Origin of the sequence: Citrobacter sp. Igbk 14 (assembly GCF_028069825.1) — a bacterium.
Classification (GTDB): domain Bacteria; phylum Pseudomonadota; class Gammaproteobacteria; order Enterobacterales; family Enterobacteriaceae; genus Citrobacter.
The window spans coordinates 1-19,439 of record NZ_JANEWM010000011.1 but is presented as its reverse complement, the minus strand read 5'-3'; the positions used below and the strand labels follow the sequence as shown (position 1 = coordinate 19,439).

Sequence of the window (19,439 nt, the reverse complement as noted above, 5' to 3'; positions counted from 1 at the left end):
AATGGCAATTAACTATCTGCGCATGCGTGCGACAGCCACTCGGCTGCTGACCGAAAACGGGAAGGCATATCAGCTTTCCCGTGGCGGCACGACTATCCGCGACCAGTTTGGGAAAGAGATCACCACTCCGGAAATCACTGCGACCGTCACCGGTGTTATCACCGAGTATTCATCCCGAGAAATCGACGGTTCCCTGATTGCCACGGGCGATAAAAAACTGGCGGCCACGTTTGAAACGGAAGTGCGTATCGATGACCACATCGAAATCGACGGCAAGAAATGGCGAGTGGTTCAACCGAACCCGGTTAAGCCTGCTGATGTGCTTATCTCCTACAACATCCAACTGAGGGCGTAACTATGGCTGACACTGCTAATCAGCCGTTCCTGGCTGCTATTCAGCTGTTCGTCGATGGCTCAAAGGAGGACATAGACCAGGTGGTGCGCCGGACAGGTATCAAAATACTCGGACGGCTGGTGGATATGTCCCCCGTCGGGCAGCCGGATATCTGGCAGGTGAACCAGACGGCAACCTCTTACAACACTGCGGTTCGGGAACATAACGCGGCTTTGCGTGATGACCCGGACAACCTCACAAAGTCAGGGCGACTTAAGCGCGGGCTGCGTGTTAATGACTCGATGGATATCAAAAAGCCTGACGGGTATGTTGGAGGCCGTTTCAAAAATAACTGGTACGTGGGATTTGATAGTCAGCCAACCGAATCGAACGAGACGCCAGATGCGTCCGGGCAGGGTTCTAACTCACGTGGAATGACGGTGCTCGAGGTGTTCCGGGTAGGGCAGGTTAATTCGATTTACTTCACCAATAACCTGCCTTATGCCGTAGCCCTGGAGAATGGGCATTCTGGACAGGCGCCTGGCGGCATGGTTGGTATAACTGCGCTGGATGCCGCGCAGCTGTTCCGTGAGGCAATGAGCGAGGTGCGAAATGGTCGGTGAACAGTCAATGCGGATCGCTGACCTGCTGGAAAGCCGTGTCGCGGTTATCTGCTCATCGCTCGGTCTGCCTGTCGCCTGGCCGAACATCGCGTTCACCCCTCCGGATAATGCGCCGTACGGGCGCGTTTACATCTTGCCGGCTCAAACAGTTGGGCAAGATATGGAAGGCCAACTGCGAACATATCAGGGCATTCTCCAGCTCAACATCATCGCTCCGGCGGGTAGCGGCGTGACTCAGGCCAGAGGACTGGCTCAGTACATCGCTGACGCTTTCCCCGAAGGGCTACCGCTGGTGGATGGTGACCTCACGACTTACATCAACGGGCCGCCACAGATTCGTTCACCAATACAGGACCGTCCGACATCTGCACCAAACGGCAGCAGCGGCTCCATAACCTATACCATCCCCATCAGCATGCAATACCGCGCTGATTACTGACCCGTCACTCGGCGGGTTTTTTATTACCTAAATTCAGGAGAATGCAATGGCATTCGCAATCCCCAATGGGTCGCGTGTAAACGTGGCCAAGGCCTATCTTGCGCCGATTGTCTTCACAGCGGCATCCAATGCAACGGAATGCGAACTGACCGTTGCCTCTGCGGCTGGCATCCTCGCGGGTGATGTCGTCCAGGTCAGCTCTGGCTGGCTGAAGCTCGACAACATGGTGGTGCGCGTCAAATCAGTCACCGGTACTAAAATCGTGCTGGAAGCGTTCGATACCACCGATACCACGAAATTTCCGGCAGGTACCGGTGCGGGTACGCTGCGTAAAATCGATTCGTGGATCACCATGCCTCAGGTCATGACCTTATCTACCGAAGGTGGCGACCAGCAGACCATCAGCATCCAGTTCCTGGAGGATGATAAGGCTCGTACTATCCCGACGTTTAAAAACGCCGTGGTGCAGGTCTACACTTTCGCTCATGACCCGCAGTTGGCTATCTACAAGCGCCTGATTGAACTCGACGAGTCGAGCGATACTACGGCGGTATGGTTCCATAACCCACGCGGTAAAGCTGATCGCTACTACTCTGCCAAAGTGTCCTTCCAGAAGGTACCACGTACCGAAATCAATGCCGTAGAAAGCAACGAAGCGCGCATGAACTTCGAATCGGATATGCAGATTTACCCGATCGCTGATTCCTCCGCTGTGCCGCTGGCGTTCCTGACCGACCTGCCCCCAACACAATCTGTTGCTACTGGCGCAGCACTGGACCTGGCTGTGGTCATGCAGGGTGGTTCAGCGCCTTACACCTACGTGTGGAAGAAGGGGGGCACAGCCATTCCGGGCAAAACGGCCTCGACGTTCAACATCCCGTCTGTGGCATCCGGTGATGCTGGCTCTTACACCTGCGAAGTCACCGACGCCGCAGGCAAGACCATCACATCTGCTGCGTGCGTTGTCACTATCAGCTAACCAATGATGCCCGGTTCGCCGGGCCATTCTGAGATAACTTCATGACCAAATTCTCTCTGATCCCGAATCCTACCTTTTCCGTAACCGCCAGCATCCCGCGCGCCGGCGCTGAAGACGGCAAACTGACCTTCACCTTTCGCCATAAGACGCTCGAAGAGCTGCGCGTAATGGATGAGAAGTTGCAGAAATCAGCTGAAGGTAAAAAAGCCCCCGTCGAACCGCAGGCTGACTATCTGATGGAGATCGTCGATGGCTGGGCGCTACCGGACGAATTCAACCGCGAAAACGTGGTTGTCCTTCTGAAAAACTACCCTCGTGCGTTCGACAGCATCGGCTTGGCCTACACCAAAGAGCTGATGGGCATCCGCGAAAAAAACTGAGACAGGTCGCCGCAGCTTTGTATACGCCAGGGCCGACTCTGGCGGAGCTAAGTGCTTTTGGTTTAACGCCTGAGGACGTCGAAGAGGAGGTGAGGATACTGCCATCCATATGGGAGGCCTTCACCGTCTTCTCCGCGCTGGCTACCCAATGGCGCGTCGGCGCGAGTGGTGCGACCGGTCTTGATTACAACGTTCTCCCCTGGATTTTTGAACTACACGGGGTAAAAGATGCGGCGGCCTGCATGGCTGACCTTCAAGTCATGGAAAGCGAGGCTCTCAAAGTAATGCACAAGGAGACGAAATAATGTCTGACCAAATCGCCTCGATTACTTTGCGGGCTGATGTTTCTGAGCTGAAAACGGCCAGCAATGAACTGGATAAACTGAATGAGGCTGCTGCGGGTGCGGTAGCAGGTGCTGATGCTTTGGCTAATGCGGCGAAACGGGTAAAACCATCAGCTCAGGAAGGCGCAGAGGGAATTCGGGAGCAGCGAGAAGCACTCAAAGGTCTGCTGGATAATATCGACCCGGTAAACAAGGCACTGAACAGGCTTGATGAACAGCAGGCCGCGCTGCGTAACTTCCAGACTAAAGGCTTACTGGATACCGACGATTTCCAGTACTACAACAAAATCCTCGATGACACCCGCCTAAAGCTGACCGACACTGGCGAAGCTGCGGCGAAAGCGCAGGCAGAACTGGCAGCCACCCAGGCCTCCGAGAAACAATCCGCAGCGCTGAAAAACCTCCTGGGTTCCATCGACCCGACGATCCGGGCATTCAACTCGCTGGATGAACAGCACGCTCAGCTGGTGGCGCATTTCGAGTCAGGGCGCATCAATAGTGCTCAATTCGAGCACTTCAACACCATCCTGAACCAGACGCGTGAGCGACTCACCGGTGTGGCCGACGTGCTGCCAGAGGCACTATCCCGCCAGGAGGCAGCGGCGCGTCGTGCCGGTATCTCCGTGGGTCAGTACAGCGCCGCGATGCGCACACTTCCTGCACAGTTCACCGATATCGCCACACAGCTAGCTGGTGGGCAGTCTCCGTTCCTGATTCTGCTCCAGCAGGGCGGGCAAATTAAAGACCAGTTTGGCTCAGTACAGGGCGCGCTGTCGGGTGTTGGTGAATACATCCGCAGCATGGTCGGGATGATTAACCCAACCACGATCGCTCTGGCCGGTCTGATTGGTACGATCGGACTCTTGGCTGCCGCCGCGTACAATTCATCCGAGCAATTCGACCAGGTGGCGCGATCGGTCATCATGATGGGCGGCGCTGGCTTCGCCTCAATGCAGCAGCTAAATGAGGCTGCTGAAGAGGTGGCCGGCAAGACGAATACATCCATCAGTTCCACAGTAGATACGCTGGTTACGCTGAATGACACTGGTAAATATACCGCCAGCCAGATGAAGCAGATCGCCACGTCCATCACCCTGATGGGTAAGGCTGGCAGTGACACTAAAACGGCGATGTCCGACTTCGGCAAGATTGTCAGCGACCCGGTGAAAGGGCTGTCCAGCCTGAATGAGCAATATGGCTTTGTTGATGAAGCCATGATGAAGCACATCATCCAGTTGCGTAAGCAGAAGGGTGAAGAGGCTGCCGTAGCAGAGGCCATTCAGCTTTACGCTGATGTTATGTCCAGGCGCGCTGAAGAAACGAACAAGGCTACTGATAACATCGGCAGAGTATGGGATACGCTGAAAAAAAGCGCATCCGACAACTTCCGGGATATTGGTATTACTGTCCGTGCCTGGGGGAACCAGGTGATCGATATCTTCAACTTGGTAGAAGCGTCGATAAAAGACCTGTTTCTCAATATCACATCGTTGGATGCCAAATTCACTGGTACTGTTGCTGGGTGGGCAGAAAAGATACCTGGCGGCGGGGCATTAGCTAATTTCCTCGGTATGGACGTCGAGGCAATGAAAAAGGCCGGGGCAGAAGCAGATAAACAGATCGCCGAGAATAAAAAGCGTTACAACAAGTTGTTGGAACGTGTTTCCGCTCCTAATGCCCAGGCCAATTATGAGGCTGAAGCAAAGGGGGCAGGAGTTTCCGGGGACGGTGGTACCAGCCGCGAGTCCAGGAATGCGGTTTCGAAATTAGCCGAAGACTCAGCCAAAAAGACCAAAGAAGCGAAAGCAACACTCGATGCAGGCGATCGCACCCTTGAGAACTACCGGGCACAGGCCAGAACGTTAACGGAAACCCTCGAGACCCTGCGTCAGACTGGGGAAACGCACGCCAAAAATACTGAGTTCAGCAAACAGCAATCCCACTTTGCTGAGCTGGATGTGGCTGCCAAAACCCGGGCCCTCACCGCGCAGGAGAAATCTCTCCTGTCGAGCCGTGAAGCCATTCTGAACGCAGCCAAGGTTGTGGATCAGAAAAACAAGGAAGTAGAGGCCCAGCAGAAGATTAACAGCCTGGCAAAGCAGGCTAACAAGTACGTCACACAGATGACAGAGAAGTCCGGGGCACTCAGAAGCGGGTCTGGCTTGAGTAGCCGCATGGCTCAACGAATGACTGAGGAGGCTCAGCTACGTCAGGGATGGCTGAACGGCGGCGGAAAACTTGAAGATGCTGGCTACGAGAAAGAGCTGGCAGCGCTTCGAAGTTACTATGCCGAAGAGGATAAGCTGCGCGGTGATTGGAAGGATGGCGCCGTTAGTGGGTGGAATGAGTATCTGGAAGCAGCGACAAATACATACGACGCTGTGAAAGGTGTTGCCGGTTCAACTTTGACCGGGCTATCTGACATGCTTACCGACCTCATGATGACAGGAAAGGCATCGATAAAAGAGTTCGGCAAGTCCATGCTCAGGATGATCCTGGATGTTACCAACAGGCTTATGGTCGCATACACCTTGCAGGCGGCCATGGGGTGGATTAGTGGTGGCTCTAGCGCTTCGGCGGGTGCTGGGCAATCCTTCGCGGTTCCGTCATTTGCCCCGAACGCAAAAGGTGGGGTGTATGAGTCACAAGGCCTACATCAGTACGTAAACGGGGTATACGACTCACCTCAGTATTTTACCTTTCAGGGTGCGTCAAAGTTTGCTAAAGGCGGTGTTTTTGCAGAGGCCGGAGCAGAGGCGATCATGCCGCTGACGCGAGATTCCGCCGGGCGGCTTGGTGTTAGGGCGCAAGGTGGAGGGGGTACGCAACCGCAGGTCAACATAGACATCTATGTGGACAACAAGGGCAACGCATCATCAACCACATCTGGAGATGGGAATGCCGCCGCGAGGGCTTTAGGAAAGGAAATCGAAGCTAAAGTGACTGAGATCCTGGCGAGAGCCGCCCGCAGCGATGGGTTGCTTGGCAGGCAGTTCCAGTCAAAGTAGTAGTCTGACTCTGATCCTGAGACAGTAATATCACCCGCACCTGGTTACACCACAGCATCCCTTGGTTATTATGCTCAAAACCATACTAATCAGGGGATGATAATGAAAAAGGTCTTCACGACTGTTGTGTTAGCAATGGCTCTTTCTGCGTGTGCCGGGAATGGTTCAGGCAATAACGAACAAAAACAAGCCAAGTATGATGAGCTTTCGAAGTGTGATGTAAATATTGATAACCCCTCTCAGGCCCCAAAGAACAAAATGGAGTTTGCTGAATACCTGTCGACTCAGGCACGGAATGCGTCTGCGGATCAGTTCGTGATTCAAAAGAGGTTGGAGATCCTGCAGTTGGTTGGGTGGAGTGATTCTGTAGCCGACTCCATTGCATCGTGTGGGGCAGCAAGAAAAGATAAGCGGAAGCAAATGGCATCAGGTGCTTTCGAGTGGATGAAAGCGAGCACCATTAATGCAGATGAAAAGCGCGCGCTTGTTGAGGCGTACAGCTCTTGGGAGGCTTATGTGACAAGCCAAACGCCACTATCTAAGCAGAGTTTCGATTCTAAAGTCGGTTATTACAAAAACATGTAACTAATTACTTTTAATATAAAAGGGCGATAAAAAATCGCCCTTAAATTTGCCATTGAAATGTTATATTGCGTCCGCAAATCTAGGTAGTTTTTCCTCTTGAGGAACAACTGAAATGATATCCGCTTTCTGCTTACGAATTGCCTTTGTTTCATAGTAATGCTGAGCAGTTGCTGTTTCGATAAAATCTACATCATTTCCTGCGATCTCAAATACAGCATCTTTGATATCGCTCAATTTTACATTGAAAAACTCCTTACGCTTATTAACTAGGTTAGTGCGTTGCTCATTGAAACGCTGATGGAGCATGCTTTCCATTGCTGGGGCATCTTCACTGAAAATCATTGCATGAACATCGAATAGGAATGGGACTGATGCACTACCCAGTTCGTCGACTCGATCTTGAGGATCAAGTCGACGCGTCATTCCTATTTTAAAAACATCATCACCAAACGAACCAATATTAGAAATAACGTACACATGGCCGCGTTTAGTTTGCTGAGCCATTGAAAGAGCTTTTTGACCTTTCAACAACGCCTCTTCTAAGGCATGCTCTAGTTCGGATACCTTCGCTTGGTGCTTCTCTACTTGCTCAGCTGTCATTTGGGCTAGCTTCGATTCCATTTCTTTACGGGCTTTATCCAACGCTTTTTTGGCGCGACGTTCTTCATCTTCAGCCTCTCGAAGTGCACGATCAATTTCGGCTTGAGCTCGCTTCTCCTCAGCCATCTGAGCGCGGATTTCACGTTGTTCTTCTCTTTCTTCTTGTTTTTTTAAACGATATTCATGTGTAAGTCGAAGTTCATCTAGCTTCAAATCTAAAAAAGCACGATTGATATAAATCTGGTTAACCTCATTCATCTTATTCAAGGCATCAAATGCTTTATAAATTCTTTGCTCCATTTGATAAACGTTTTTAAATGTACAGTTTGCAATAGCTGCATCACATTCACCATTGAATGCACGTGCTGTCATCTGAATGCCGCGAGTGGTCATTTTCCGACCTTCACTTTTAGAGCCACCTACCGTCCATTCAGTAGGGCAATGTATTGCGCCAAATTCAGTTTTGTCACGTAGCAGATTTTTTTGTCGTTCGCGACATGCCTTGATCGCATCCTGAAAACTGGCCGATGTTTCAAAATCGAAGTGTGGTGCATAGAACCCCATGTCGGCAAATTCCATATCATCTTTATAGATTGATAGTGCTTCTTCCAACTCATCGTAAGTGATTTTTTTCTCACGATAGGATTTGCGCAGCTCATCAATCTGCTTCTCAATTTCTGTACGCTTGACTCTTTGTGTTTCTACAGCAGTCAGCGCTTCTGTGTTCATTCGCTTAGCTGCTAAACGAGCATCTGATAGAATATCCTCCGCACGCTGAGTTATAGATTTTGCATCTTTTTCACTGGCTGCAATAGTTTTGGCTGCCACAGCTTTTGCTTCGTCAAGGTTGTTTTGCGAATCAATAATTAACTCTTCTGCGGTTTGCTTAGCTGCATTCACGATTCGCTCAGCTTCTGTTTCAGCATTGGTGATTGTCGCGTAGCGCTCAAGTTTTGCTGCCTTTTCTGCTGCATCAGCCCTGGCTGACTTTAATTTAATAATGTTAATCACCAAAATCGTTAGAACAACTACGAAAGCTACAGCTCCAATGGCTGCATAATGCACAATATTCATTAAACTATCCCTGTGAATTGGTTAGCTATGATGGATAAAAATATCGACGGAGTGTCGCATATTTCATCATTTTATATATGTGAAGTAACTAATTCTTTTTTCAATGACGTTGTTTCAAGTCAATTTTTCATTAGCCAAATAAATAACCTAACTTTTAACCCAGCTCCGGATGGGTTTTTTATGGAGTAAAAATGGCAGTAGATACCTACAACTGGCACTCGCAGCTCGGTGCGGGTGCTGTCGAATACAGTCAAACGATACGGTCTGCGCAATTCGGTGATGGTTATGAGCAGGTAGCCGAGAACGGCATTAACTCTACCGCCATTCAGGTACCGATGAAGCATGTGGGTGCTGACTCTGAAGTGAATACTGTTCGCGACTTCCTGTTGGCGCATACCGTTAAAGCATTTGTCATCACGCCGCCTGGCGAGGAGATGGGGCTGTATCGGGTGGTGTCCGACTCTGTACGTAAAAACCAACTCAGCAGCAAATTCGCTGAGCTGACATTCACGATTAAGCGTGCCTATGGCGTCTATGCCTGAGGTGGAGCATGACAGTACTGATTGATACAGCTGCAATGCTGGTGCCGGGCGGTAGAGTCCGGCTGGTTGAAGTAGATGCTTCAGAGTTCAGCGGCGGTATTCACCGCTTCCATTATTCACCATTTCCTCATTCTCCCGCCGAGATTGATGCTGCGAACGGCGATGAGGCAAAGCTAGGACCAAAACCCATCATCTGGGATGGAAAAATCTTCGATTTCTGGCCCTTCCAGATTTACGATCTTGCACTGTCAACCGACCAGACTGCAGAACCGAAGCTGAGCATGTCTAATCTCGATGGTCATATCACTGCGCTCTGTCTGCAATTTAAAGACATGGTGAATGCGAAGGTGAGCATCATCGATACCTATGCTGTTTATCTTGATGCGGCCAACTTCCCCGGGGGCATAAACCAGACAGCAGATCCGACGATGTATACACTTCAGACTTTCTGGCTGGACATGAAAACCTCAGAGGATGATGAGGTGGTCTCCTGGACGCTGACTAGCCCGGCGGATTTGCAGAACATGGTTATTCCCACCCGACAGATCACATCACTCTGTGAGTGGTCGCTGCGCGGCCAATACCGTAGCGGAGACGGCTGCACCTACAACGGCACGGTGTATTTTGATGCGAAGGGGAATTCGGTCGCTGACCCTGCGCTCGATGTATGCGGCGGCTGTCTGAGCGATTGCCGCAAGCGCTTTGGCGCGGGGCTGGCTGAGCCAAACGCTGCTATTCTTGATTTTGGTGGGTTCCCGGCAACTGTTCTCTTCTCCCGATAACCGGACTTCAAAATGAACAAAACGATAATGAATGCCATCCGGAAGCATGCTCTGGAGGAATCGCCACGCGAGTGCTGCGGCTTTGTCATTCAGTCAGGACGGCGTCAGCGTTACTTCCCGGTACCGAATAGCCACGATAATCCGACAGAGCATTTCCGCATCGATGCTGAGCAGTGGGCGAATGCTGAAGACATCGGCACTATTATCCGCGTGATTCACTCGCACCCAGGCGATGGTGCCAGAGCTATCCCATCAGACCTTGACCGGCAGCAGTGCAACCAGTCCGGTGTGGTCTGGGGTGTCTACGCGCCAGACTGTGATGAATATGCCGAGATAACACCGGGCTCCATCCCGCTAATTGGTCGCCCATTCATCCTTGGCTCGCACGATTGCTGGGGGCTGATAATGGATTGGCATGCTACTCAGGGAGTAACGCTGACCGATTTCCGCGTCGAGTACCCCTGGTGGGAAAGCCAGTATCCGGACAACCTCTACTTCGATAACTGGGAGCAGGAAGGGTTCGTCGAGTGCGATCCTGCGCCTGGTTGCATGGTCATCATGCAGGTTGAATCCGGAAAGTGGAATCATGCGGGAATTCTCACCGAGGAAGGTGAACTGCTTCACCATCTGTATGGACAGCCCTCCTCCATTACTCCGTATGTGCGTGGCTATTTCAAAGACCGGACGATGATATGCGTCCGACATAAAAACTTACCTCAGGAGATAAAACCATGGCGCGGTTAACAACGATTCGCCTGTATGGCGCATTAGGGGCTCGATTTGGCCGGGTGCATAAAATGGCAGTACAGACGTCAGCGGAGGCGGTAAAGGCACTATGCGTGAACTTTGACGGGCTGGAAGAGTATCTCCGCAATGCACAACAGAACGGCATGACATTCGCAGTATTCCGTGGAAAGCGAAACATAGGGATAGAGGACTACAAAGAGCTTTCCGGCACGAGCGACATCCGTATTGCGCCGATTATGGAAGGCTCTAAGAAGGCGGGGGTTTTCCAGACAATTTTGGGGGCTGTAATGATAGTTGCAGGTATCGTGGTAACTGGTCTTTCGTATGGTTGGGCTTCCCCTGTAGGTGGTGCCATGATATCCGCTGGTATCGGCATGATGGCCGGAGGTATCTATCAGATGCTTTCTCCACAGCCCAAAGGGCTACAGGGACGAGATGACCCCGATAACAAACCCAGCTATGCTTTCGGTGGTTCGGTAAACACTCTTGCCATGGGTAACCCGGTAGCGGTGCTCTACGGTGAGCGCGAGATTGGCGGCGCCATCATTAGTGCCGGTATTGTTGCTGAGGACATTTAGATTTCAGCATCATAGGTCATGGTCAATCAGTAAAGTACTATGCTACTTTCTTTGGCATTTCATTAAAGGAAAAACATAGATGCCAGCCATCAAAATAATTGCAGAATGGTGCAAGCCGGAAAACGATATCATTCTCAGTTCTACCCTAGAATTTGTTGCAGCGATAGGGGCAAATGGACATATCAAACCTGAAAACCGGGTTTATGGCGTAATAACAGGATATGGACACGGTTCTCTTCCGCCAGGTGATTATTCATTTGTCAGTAAAATTGCTGACGATGAGAAATGCCTAAGAATGGACTGGGGTAGAGATTATCAGAAATATAATTCAACAATTGATGTACTTGGAAGGCAGTTACATCCAGGGGAAATCATCACCCATGTGGAAAAGCCCGGAGCCGATCATACGTACAATTACAAAATAGTCTCAATAACGTATTTTGAATAATATAACCTCAGAAAACTCCAACCCGCTTCGGCGGGTTTTTTTATGGATGCAATATGGCAACGATTACTGGTGCGAAGGGTGGTAGCCAAAAACAGCATACACCTGTAGAACAGCCGGACTCTGCGCAATCAATGGCTCGCTGCCGCATGCTTCTGGCGCTCGGGGAAGGTGAGTTTGCAGGTGGGTTGGACGCTACGCGCATATTCCTGGATGGCACACCGCTGGGCAATGCCGACGGCTCAATGAATTTTGAGAATGTATCCTGGGATTTTCGTCCTGGCACTCAGGTTCAGACACCAATCCCCGGATTCCCGGCAGTTGAAAATGAAACCAGCATTGGTGTTTCGCTGACGAAAGTCACCCCATGGACTCGAGCTATCAGCAATACCCAGATCGATGCCGTACTGGTGCGCATTGGTATTCCAGGACTTCAGCAGCAGGAAAATGATGGTGATATCGTTGGTACAACCGTGCAATACCATATTGATCTCGCCGTTGATGGTGGCGCGTATTCTACGGTGATGACCAAAACGGTTACGGAGAAGCTAAGTTCACTGTACGAGATCACCCATCGTATTAATCTGCCGAAAGCAAACACCGGCTGGCAAATCCGGGTTGTTCGCGATACTGATGACAGCACCAGCCAGATGCTTCAGAACAAAACCCAGGTGCAGGCTATCACTGAGGTGATAGACGCTCGTCTGCGTTATCCTCACACCGCGCTGCTGTATGTGTCATTTAATGCAAAAGCTTTCAGCAACATCCCGAAGATTTCGTGTAAGCCGAAAGGAAGGATAATCCGTATCCCCCAGAATTACGATCCGATTGCACGCACATACGGTGGCTCATGGGACGGTACTTTCAAATGGGGATGGACCAATAACCCTGCATGGATTTGGTTCGATGCACTGACCGAACCTCGTTTTGGTCTAGGTCGTCGTGTATCGATGGATATGCTCGACAAATGGGAGCTTTACCGTATCGCCCAGCGCTGCGATCAGAAAGTGCCAGACGGGAAGGGTGGCAGCGGGACAGAACCGCGATTTATGTTTGATGCCTATATCCAGTCACAGGCCGATGCTTGGCAGGTGATTAAGGACATCGCTGCCGGTTTCAATGGTATGACGTTCTGGGGCAACAATATGTTCAATGTTGTCTCGGATATGCCGGCAGATACCTCAAAACTCCAGATCCTCACGCGCGCCTCAGTGGTCGGGAAACCGACCTATTCCAGTGGTAGTGAGAAGAACCGCTATAGCTCAGCGTTGATTAACTTTAGCGATCCGGATAACCACTATCAGGACCGCACAACGGCAGTGATGTTTCCCGATTTGGTTAAGCAGTTCAAGTTTAAGCAGACGCAATTGACGGCCATTGGCTGTACACGTGAAAGCGAAGCACAGCGCCGAGGTGGTTGGGCAGTGTACTCCAATTCTCTGGACCGCATTATCAGTGTTCAGACCGGGCTGGATGGATTCGCATACGTTCCTGGTACTGTGTTCGCTTTTGCCGATGAACGGCTGTCTGGTCGTGTCTATGGTGGACGTATCACTGATTACAATTCAGGGTTGAAATCAGTAACTACTGATCGCGGAACAAGTGCGGTCGCTGGGGATACGCTGATGATTCGAACCAAAGGCGGCATTGTTGAGAGTCGGATCATTCAGGCGGTTAACGGTCAGCAACTGATACTGGCGATGTCGTTTACCGCTGAACCATTACCAAATGCCATTTTTGTTATCGATGCTGGTCAGCTGCGACTTCAGTATTTCCGCGTCACCAATCTGACATTTAACGATGAGGAGAACACCTATACCATCACCGGCGCAGAATACAACGGGGCGAAATATGATGCCGTTGATAACAACGCCCGGCTGGATACTCCACCGATTAGCCTGATACCGACAGGCCTGGTGGGGCAACCGATGAATATCACGATCAGCAGCTATGATTCCGTTCGTCAGGGGCAACGTATCGCCACCATGGTTGCGAGTTGGGATGCGCCAGTAGATAAAAACGGGAAACCTCAGGCAGATATCGTTGCTTACCAGGTACAGTGGAAACGCGGTAATAATGAGTGGATCAATATTCCCGAAACAGGCTTGCGCAATATAGAGGTTTCCGGGATTTTCTCAGGCGATTACCTCGTGCGAGTCCGCGCCATTAACTCCGGTGGAGCGTCCAGTTTGTGGGCCTCTTCTGTCCTGACACACCTTACTGGGCGTGCGGGGGATGTACCAAAACCCGTTGGTCTGCGTACCACTGCCATTAACTGGGGCATACAGATCGACTGGTCCTTCCCGGCAGATACAGGCGACACCCTCCAGACCGAACTGCAGTATTCAGTGAATGGTAATGGAGATAACCCTCTGTTGCTTGCCGGTGTTCCGTATCCGCAACACACATATACCCAGTTGGGCTTAAAGGCTGGCGTTGAATTCTGGTATCGGGCTCGTCTGATTGACCGCATTGGTAATCAGAGTGACTGGACGGACTGGGTTCGCGGTATGTCCAACGATAACGCCGATGATTATCTTGGTGATATCGCTGATGACTTCCTGACATCTGCTGATGGCGACCGTCTTACGGGGGATATTAATACCAACCTTGAAGGTATTCTGCAGAATGCGCTGGCCAACCATGGAACCGTTGAACATCAGTTTGCGCAGTACGGCGAGGTCCGCGCAGACATTCTGGTGGTGAAAACCACGATCGCCGATGTGAGTCAGGCTATGGCGGAAATGTCCACGCAGGTGCAGGCCCAGTTTAATGGCGTGACCGCCGCACTGGAAGATAAGCTCACCGCTGTCGTTGACGCTACCGGGGCATCTGCGATTTATACCCTCAAAACCGGTGTCCGTATTAACGGCGTGATGTATAACGCCGGGATGTCGATAGCAGTGCTGGCTGACGCGGGTAAGCCGGTAGTCACCCGTGTCGGGTTTAATGCTAATCAGTTTGTCCTGATGAGTGGTAGCGGTGATACGCAATATTCACCCTTTGCGGTGGTCAATGGTCAGGTCTTTATCAGTGATGCGTTTATCCAGTACGGAAATATAACGCTGGCAAAAATTGGTGAACTACGGTCTGCAAATTATGTACAGGGGCAAACGGGAACCATCATGAAATCAGACGGAACGTTTGAGGTTAATGGGGCTGTGGCCGGTGAGGGGGCAATGAAAATCACCAACACAACCCAGAGCGTTAAGGACGGGAATGGCGTTCTCCGTGTACAAATTGGAAAAATAACGGGAGTGTTCTGATGGTATGGGGCGTACAAACATGGAACGCGAGCGGCGTCCCTAATAACTATGGCATAAAGCCTGTTTCGGTATACGGGACGCAAGTATTAGCCAATGGGCAGAAGTCAGGTTCATGGACTGTCCCTTTGCCGCCAGGCTTAAAGTTAAATTATTACCACGTCGCAAACGCATCGGAGACGAGCTCCGGAGGGATGGGTAGTGGCAGACGCAGAGTTAGCGTGTCAGGTAATACGATAACAGTGTCCGCTGCCGGCGATACGGAGTACGCCGCCGATACATTCCAGGCAGCCCGCGCATTCCTGGTCATTACCATAGAGAAGGGGTGATATGTCATACGGGGTTTTATTAGCAACATCATCCGGTGAAGTATGGGTTAGCCCGGAAAGCATTCCTCTGGCGCTGTTTGTGAAGAAAAGCGTTACCGTTGCAACGGCGTCCACAATCACGTCAGTAACACAAAGTTATGATGTCAGTCAGCCTATAATCCCGTTTGTCTATACCACTGGCCAGGGGGCGCTATGGTCAGATATTGCCAACGGAACCTGCACGATATCATTGCGCAATGCCGCAGTCGGTACGCGGATGGACGTTTATTTCTTCTCTATATTCCCGCAGTCGTTGCCTGATTATGGTCTCGCCATCTGGGATGCATCCAGAACCTGCATTTTAACCAACGAGACCCGAACCTTATCCGACCTGGAAAAAGTAGGGGGCGTCGGAACGGCGTCAGATAACGGGATTAATACTAATATCTTAAAATCAGGCAAGTGGGGTGTTGTACCTGAGTATCTGGGGATTGCTGTCGGGGTTATTAATGACCCGTTACCGCGCCCCTGGCAGTCGAATATACGCGTCATAGCGTGCGGTGAGGGGGCGGGCACACGGATAGTTGCTTACAGTGATGGTGGCTCCTCGACAGGAGTGTCAGGGCTTGGATTTACCAACGGGCATGGGAATGTCATTATCACCAGAGTTGATATTTATGATTAATTGATCGTTTCTGACGATCAATATCATTAAAACGATCTGTTAAATCAATTATCTATTATTACATGCTGTTGTTATTTTCATTATAAATAACTCACGTTGAGTGAAAATATGAAAACTTTATTAATTATCCCTGCGGTTTTAGCCTTGTCTGCATGCTCTGGTATTCTCGAACGACAATCGCCAGTATGCACTGCAACCGCAATAGTTGGTGGTCAGAAAACGGCTGTTTCTATTTATGGTGTCCGCAAGGTTGCAAACCAGACACAATATCAGGCTGGCTACCCGTTTAACTGGAAATGGGTCAGTAAGACTAATTTCACACGTACCACATGTCAGTAATCAAATTATGAATATCGAACCCTGCTCCGGCAGGGTTTTTTATTATCTAAATTCAGGAAAAATCTATGTCAGCAGGAACACTCACCCTGACGAATAACTCTGCCCAGGTATCAGGGGCAGGGACTTCATTTACTACCGAACTCGCGGTAGGCGATTTTGTTGTTGCTACTGTAGGCGGCATCTCGTATACGCTCCCGGTCAAAACAATCGAAAGCAATACGGGGCTGACGCTGGCCAGTAACTTTACCGGTCCCACGCAATCGGGTGCAGCATGGTCAGCAGTTCCACGTGTGGCACAGAATATGGTTACTGCCGCGCTGGTGACCCAGAGCGCGGAGGCGCTTCGCGGCCTGAACTACGACAAACAGAACTGGCAGCAATTTTTCACTGCAGATGGTGATGTAACCATTACGCTCCCTGATACCAGCCAGACAACAGGACCATCAGCGAAAAAGTTAATAAACAGCGTCAGTGACAAGGCTAAAAAAGGGAACAACTCAGATATTACCAGCCTTACAGGGCTGACGACGCCGTTAAGTGTTACTCAAGGAGGCACGGGAGGGAACAATCCAGCGACTGCACGCACCGGTTTGGAATTAACCAGTGCAGCCACTACCAGTATCGGAACCAGTGGTAATTCGATCCCGCTACTGAGCGGAGCTAACGCCTGGTCTGCACCTCAGGTGTTTACTGGTGGTTTATTCACAAGCTCAGCTACTGGTAATGCCAATATTGGCATGATTAAAAATGTTCCCGATGGGTCATTAGCTAATACACAAGGGCCATTATTAGTATCAAGAATTGCTACTAACGACACCAGCAGGTGTGAAGCCCAGTTCTTTGCCAATTTCGATGGTGGTTCTATCCGCCGCGCCCTAATCCAGATAACCAGCGATGCTTCTGTAGCTGCCAACTTTGCTTTTGTTGAGGATGGAAACATCAATGGAAGAAACGGATCTGTACAGTGGAATGGATCAGATGTACGTATTAAGTATGGCTTTGAACCTGCTTCTGACGGAGCGGGCGAACGTATAGACCAAATTGGTGTTATGGAATATTGCTATAAAGGGAGCAATATACGGCGTCGCGGTTTCCTGGCGCAGCAAATGACAAACATAGATGATCGCTACACATTTTTCGGCGGTACGGCGACAGATGAAAACGGTGATGACTTTGCAGTGATGAATGTTGATGACCGCGCAGTCATTGCAGATCTGGTCGTGGTTGTTCAGGAGTTGAGGCGAGAAATTAGCATTCTAAAGAATATGGGTAGCTCACAGTGAACCTGATTGAATGCGAAGCTCTGACAGGAGTAGTTGCGGCGATTGGCAACAAATAGCCACCAGTCGTCGCAGATTATATTTATCCAGGACAGCAGCGCCATTTCTTAGTCTGAAACCAGCCAGAACTCAGCCTCTTCAAACATTTCCTGAACAGTACGGCTTATCTGCTCATTGCTGGATGTATATGCAGTTTTTGTGCTGTATTTCTATCCGGTATTCAAGAGAGGGTGCCGACATGGGAATCCCATCACCTGCGGCTTCGTATTATCGTGAAGGGATACTGAACGGTGCGCTTCTGATTATCGATTAATCCTTATCGCCATGCGATGGCTCGCTGCTGATATGCGCGATAGACGGAGAGTTCAGGATCAAGCGATATCGGACTCATCCTCAGCCCCACCTGGTTAATCTGGAGAACGGGAGAAGGGAGGCGCTGCCAGTAGATGATGACGGTTACAGTTCTGCACCCGCTATATTCGGGGTGATCACGTACATTATTAATGATGCCAGGAACGCGGAGTTTGATGACTGCCCAGTGATGTGAATCGCTGAAATTTTACGGTAAAGTCGATGTGCTCAGGATTTACAATCGACACAGTAATAGAGCACTATATACTATCGACAAAACTGAGAAATAACATGAAAGTGATTAACGCAGTATTCCTTACTCTGATTTTCACAGCTGGCGCTGCATACGGAAGTAACGAAAGTAATTTCATCACTGCGGAACAAATTGAACGGCAGAATGCCATAAATGCACTGTTACGTATTGATAATGGGCCAAGTGCGCAGGAAGCAGCCGAATTAAATGATGAATTGATCGATAAGATGCAGGGTGTGATTCTTGATACCGCCAGTAAAGGAGCATATAGCGAATGCGATAAACTGGAAAAAGAAATCCTTAGCGGTTTAAATATCCCAATGAAGGGAGTACCGGATGACATCACTCGTGATTTTTCCCTTGCACTATCTCGGCAAGTATCAGACAGGTGTCAGGCATTGGTCTCCCATAATGTAGGCCAGTAGTTTACTGGTTCAATTTACCTTAATGACAGTGCTCATCAGGTGAAAAGCCACGAACTATGTGACTTGGATCTGCTCATGGATGATGATATACAATGAATCGTTAGTGATACACACGATGTGGTTATGGTTACGAACTTCTGCCTCTCGCTCAAAACAGGCATTTTCTCACGCTGTATCAACGGATAGCGTCTATTAACTCTGGTCCTTGATTCCTAACATTCCCAACGGCACGTGTTACGGCGTGCCATATAAATTTTTCAGCCGGCACGGCACCGTCGACTGCAATTTCCGCAGCTTCTTTCCCTCCAACATCCTGCCTCATCCATTCGCGAGCTGCATCTGGCGATAGTACTAGCGGTCGCCTGTCGTGAATATCAAGCAGTCCTTTGTCAGCTGCAGCTGTAACTATCAGAAAACCTTCTGCTTCATCACCTCGTTCAAATGGTGTGCTGCCAATTGCCGCTATGAATATTGGCTGACCATCGGTCCGATGAATGAAGTAGGGCTGTTTATTATCGCCTTCCTTTTTCCACTCGTACCAACCATCAGCAAAGCAAATTGCGCGGCCATGCTGCCAGAGCGGTTTAAACATTCTGCTGGTGGCCGCAGTTTCAGACCTTGCGTTAATTAGCGGTGATTTATCCCACCACCCAGGGGCGTAACCCCAGATAACTGGATCAAGATGCAGTTGTTCATCACGTTCACTCAGAAGCAGAACTTTGGTGCCTGGCGCTACGTTGAAACGCCCGATGGGTTCTGGATCGTATGGAATATCGCGCTCAGCTTCATCTGAGAGCAGGGCGAGATAGTCTTCACGTGTCATTGACTGTGAAAAGCGTCCACACATAGAAACCTCCAGTTAACTGTCAGACTGAAAGTATAGGATATTGGTTAGTACGAGAGTATTTGAACCTCCACACCACTAATATTCCATTACGTTTTGCTACCTTTTCGAGGCTGTTATATGGCCGATAAACCACTACCCATTGTTACTTTTTTGGGGGCAAATTTGGGGGCAAAAATCAGTTAGGGGCATGATTTGGGGCGATGAAATGACTCATATTGCCTGTGATTG

General features: G+C 50.1%; 20 protein-coding genes and 2 pseudogenes. 19 read left to right on the top strand and 3 right to left on the bottom strand.

Annotation, left to right across the window (positions count from 1 at the left end):
* Position 1 precedes the first annotated feature (1 nt).
* The 8 genes from NNN64_RS06255 to NNN64_RS06220 all read left to right on the top strand — a co-directional run bounded on the left by NNN64_RS06255 (position 2) and on the right by NNN64_RS06220 (position 6,692).
* Positions 2–355: a hypothetical protein gene (locus NNN64_RS06255; RefSeq protein WP_271440837.1), complete on the top strand. Its 354-nt coding sequence runs from the start codon at positions 2–4 to the stop codon at positions 353–355.
* 2 nt (positions 356–357) lie between these two features.
* The gene (locus NNN64_RS06250) at positions 358–957 is read left to right on the top strand and encodes a hypothetical protein (RefSeq protein WP_271440836.1); all 600 of its coding nucleotides are present in this window, start codon (positions 358–360) and stop codon (positions 955–957) included.
* Entirely contained in the window at positions 947–1,396 is a 450-nt protein-coding gene (locus NNN64_RS06245) for a phage tail terminator-like protein (protein ID WP_271440835.1), read from the top strand. The genes NNN64_RS06250 and NNN64_RS06245 overlap by 11 nt, the downstream gene beginning before the upstream one ends.
* Before the next feature lie 46 nt (positions 1,397–1,442).
* Positions 1,443–2,375: a phage tail tube protein gene (locus NNN64_RS06240; protein WP_271440834.1), complete on the top strand. Its 933-nt coding sequence runs from the start codon at positions 1,443–1,445 to the stop codon at positions 2,373–2,375.
* Between the two features lie 41 nt (positions 2,376–2,416).
* On the top strand, positions 2,417–2,755 hold the full coding sequence (locus NNN64_RS06235) for a phage tail assembly chaperone (RefSeq protein WP_271440833.1): 339 nt from the start codon (positions 2,417–2,419) through the stop codon (positions 2,753–2,755).
* A 17-nt stretch (positions 2,756–2,772) separates the two neighbouring features.
* Positions 2,773–3,060, top strand: a complete 288-nt coding sequence (locus NNN64_RS06230) for a DUF1799 domain-containing protein (protein WP_136391998.1) — start codon at positions 2,773–2,775, stop codon at positions 3,058–3,060.
* Positions 3,060–6,107, top strand: coding sequence for a phage tail tape measure protein (locus NNN64_RS06225; protein ID WP_271440832.1), 3,048 nt, complete (start codon positions 3,060–3,062; stop codon positions 6,105–6,107). The genes NNN64_RS06230 and NNN64_RS06225 overlap by 1 nt, the downstream gene beginning before the upstream one ends.
* A gap of 102 nt (positions 6,108–6,209) precedes the next feature.
* Positions 6,210–6,692 carry a hypothetical protein gene (locus tag NNN64_RS06220; protein WP_271440831.1) on the top strand — a complete coding sequence of 161 codons (483 nt, stop codon included), beginning with the start codon at positions 6,210–6,212 and terminating at the stop codon, positions 6,690–6,692.
* Positions 6,693–6,752: 60 nt separating this feature from the next.
* Here the strand turns inward: NNN64_RS06220 and NNN64_RS06215 are convergent, their stop codons facing one another.
* A complete protein-coding gene (locus NNN64_RS06215; protein ID WP_271440830.1) occupies positions 6,753–8,366 on the bottom strand; it encodes a DUF4041 domain-containing protein in 1,614 nt (537 codons plus the stop codon).
* A 191-nt stretch (positions 8,367–8,557) separates the two neighbouring features.
* Between NNN64_RS06215 and NNN64_RS06210 the strand changes: the two genes are divergently transcribed.
* The 9 genes from NNN64_RS06210 to NNN64_RS06170 all read left to right on the top strand — a co-directional run bounded on the left by NNN64_RS06210 (position 8,558) and on the right by NNN64_RS06170 (position 17,338).
* Entirely contained in the window at positions 8,558–8,908 is a 351-nt protein-coding gene (locus NNN64_RS06210; protein WP_271440829.1) for a phage tail protein, read from the top strand.
* A gap of 8 nt (positions 8,909–8,916) precedes the next feature.
* Positions 8,917–9,690, top strand: a complete 774-nt coding sequence (locus tag NNN64_RS06205) for a phage minor tail protein L (RefSeq protein ID WP_271440828.1) — start codon at positions 8,917–8,919, stop codon at positions 9,688–9,690.
* A gap of 12 nt (positions 9,691–9,702) precedes the next feature.
* Positions 9,703–10,434 carry a C40 family peptidase gene (locus tag NNN64_RS06200; protein WP_271440827.1) on the top strand — a complete coding sequence of 244 codons (732 nt, stop codon included), beginning with the start codon at positions 9,703–9,705 and terminating at the stop codon, positions 10,432–10,434.
* Entirely contained in the window at positions 10,422–11,015 is a 594-nt protein-coding gene (locus NNN64_RS06195) for a tail assembly protein (RefSeq protein ID WP_271440826.1), read from the top strand. The genes NNN64_RS06200 and NNN64_RS06195 overlap by 13 nt, the downstream gene beginning before the upstream one ends.
* A 79-nt stretch (positions 11,016–11,094) precedes the next feature.
* On the top strand, positions 11,095–11,463 hold the full coding sequence (locus NNN64_RS06190) for a hypothetical protein (protein ID WP_271440825.1): 369 nt from the start codon (positions 11,095–11,097) through the stop codon (positions 11,461–11,463).
* Between the two features lie 53 nt (positions 11,464–11,516).
* On the top strand, positions 11,517–14,726 hold the full coding sequence (locus tag NNN64_RS06185; RefSeq protein ID WP_271440824.1) for a host specificity protein J: 3,210 nt from the start codon (positions 11,517–11,519) through the stop codon (positions 14,724–14,726).
* A gap of 327 nt (positions 14,727–15,053) precedes the next feature.
* A complete protein-coding gene (locus NNN64_RS06180; protein ID WP_271440823.1) occupies positions 15,054–15,716 on the top strand; it encodes a hypothetical protein in 663 nt (220 codons plus the stop codon).
* Between the two features lie 108 nt (positions 15,717–15,824).
* Entirely contained in the window at positions 15,825–16,055 is a 231-nt protein-coding gene (gene cor, locus NNN64_RS06175; protein WP_271440822.1) for a phage exclusion lipoprotein Cor, read from the top strand.
* 65 nt (positions 16,056–16,120) lie between these two features.
* Positions 16,121–17,338 carry a tail fiber domain-containing protein gene (locus NNN64_RS06170; RefSeq protein ID WP_271440821.1) on the top strand — a complete coding sequence of 406 codons (1,218 nt, stop codon included), beginning with the start codon at positions 16,121–16,123 and terminating at the stop codon, positions 17,336–17,338.
* Between the two features lie 104 nt (positions 17,339–17,442).
* On the opposite strand, the pseudogene NNN64_RS06165 reads toward NNN64_RS06170, so the two are convergent.
* A pseudogene (locus tag NNN64_RS06165) lies at positions 17,443–17,508 on the bottom strand (DinI family protein); the annotation flags it as partial.
* Positions 17,509–17,573: 65 nt separating this feature from the next.
* On the opposite strand from NNN64_RS06165, the pseudogene NNN64_RS06160 reads away from it, so the two are divergent.
* Positions 17,574–17,882, top strand: a pseudogene (locus NNN64_RS06160) (HumD family translesion DNA polymerase).
* A 95-nt stretch (positions 17,883–17,977) separates the two neighbouring features.
* Positions 17,978–18,364, top strand: a complete 387-nt coding sequence (locus NNN64_RS06155) for a hypothetical protein (protein WP_271440820.1) — start codon at positions 17,978–17,980, stop codon at positions 18,362–18,364.
* 175 nt (positions 18,365–18,539) lie between these two features.
* Here NNN64_RS06155 and NNN64_RS06150 read toward each other — a convergent pair whose 3' ends face one another.
* A complete protein-coding gene (locus NNN64_RS06150; protein ID WP_271440819.1) occupies positions 18,540–19,211 on the bottom strand; it encodes an SOS response-associated peptidase in 672 nt (223 codons plus the stop codon).
* Positions 19,212–19,439 lie beyond the last annotated feature (228 nt).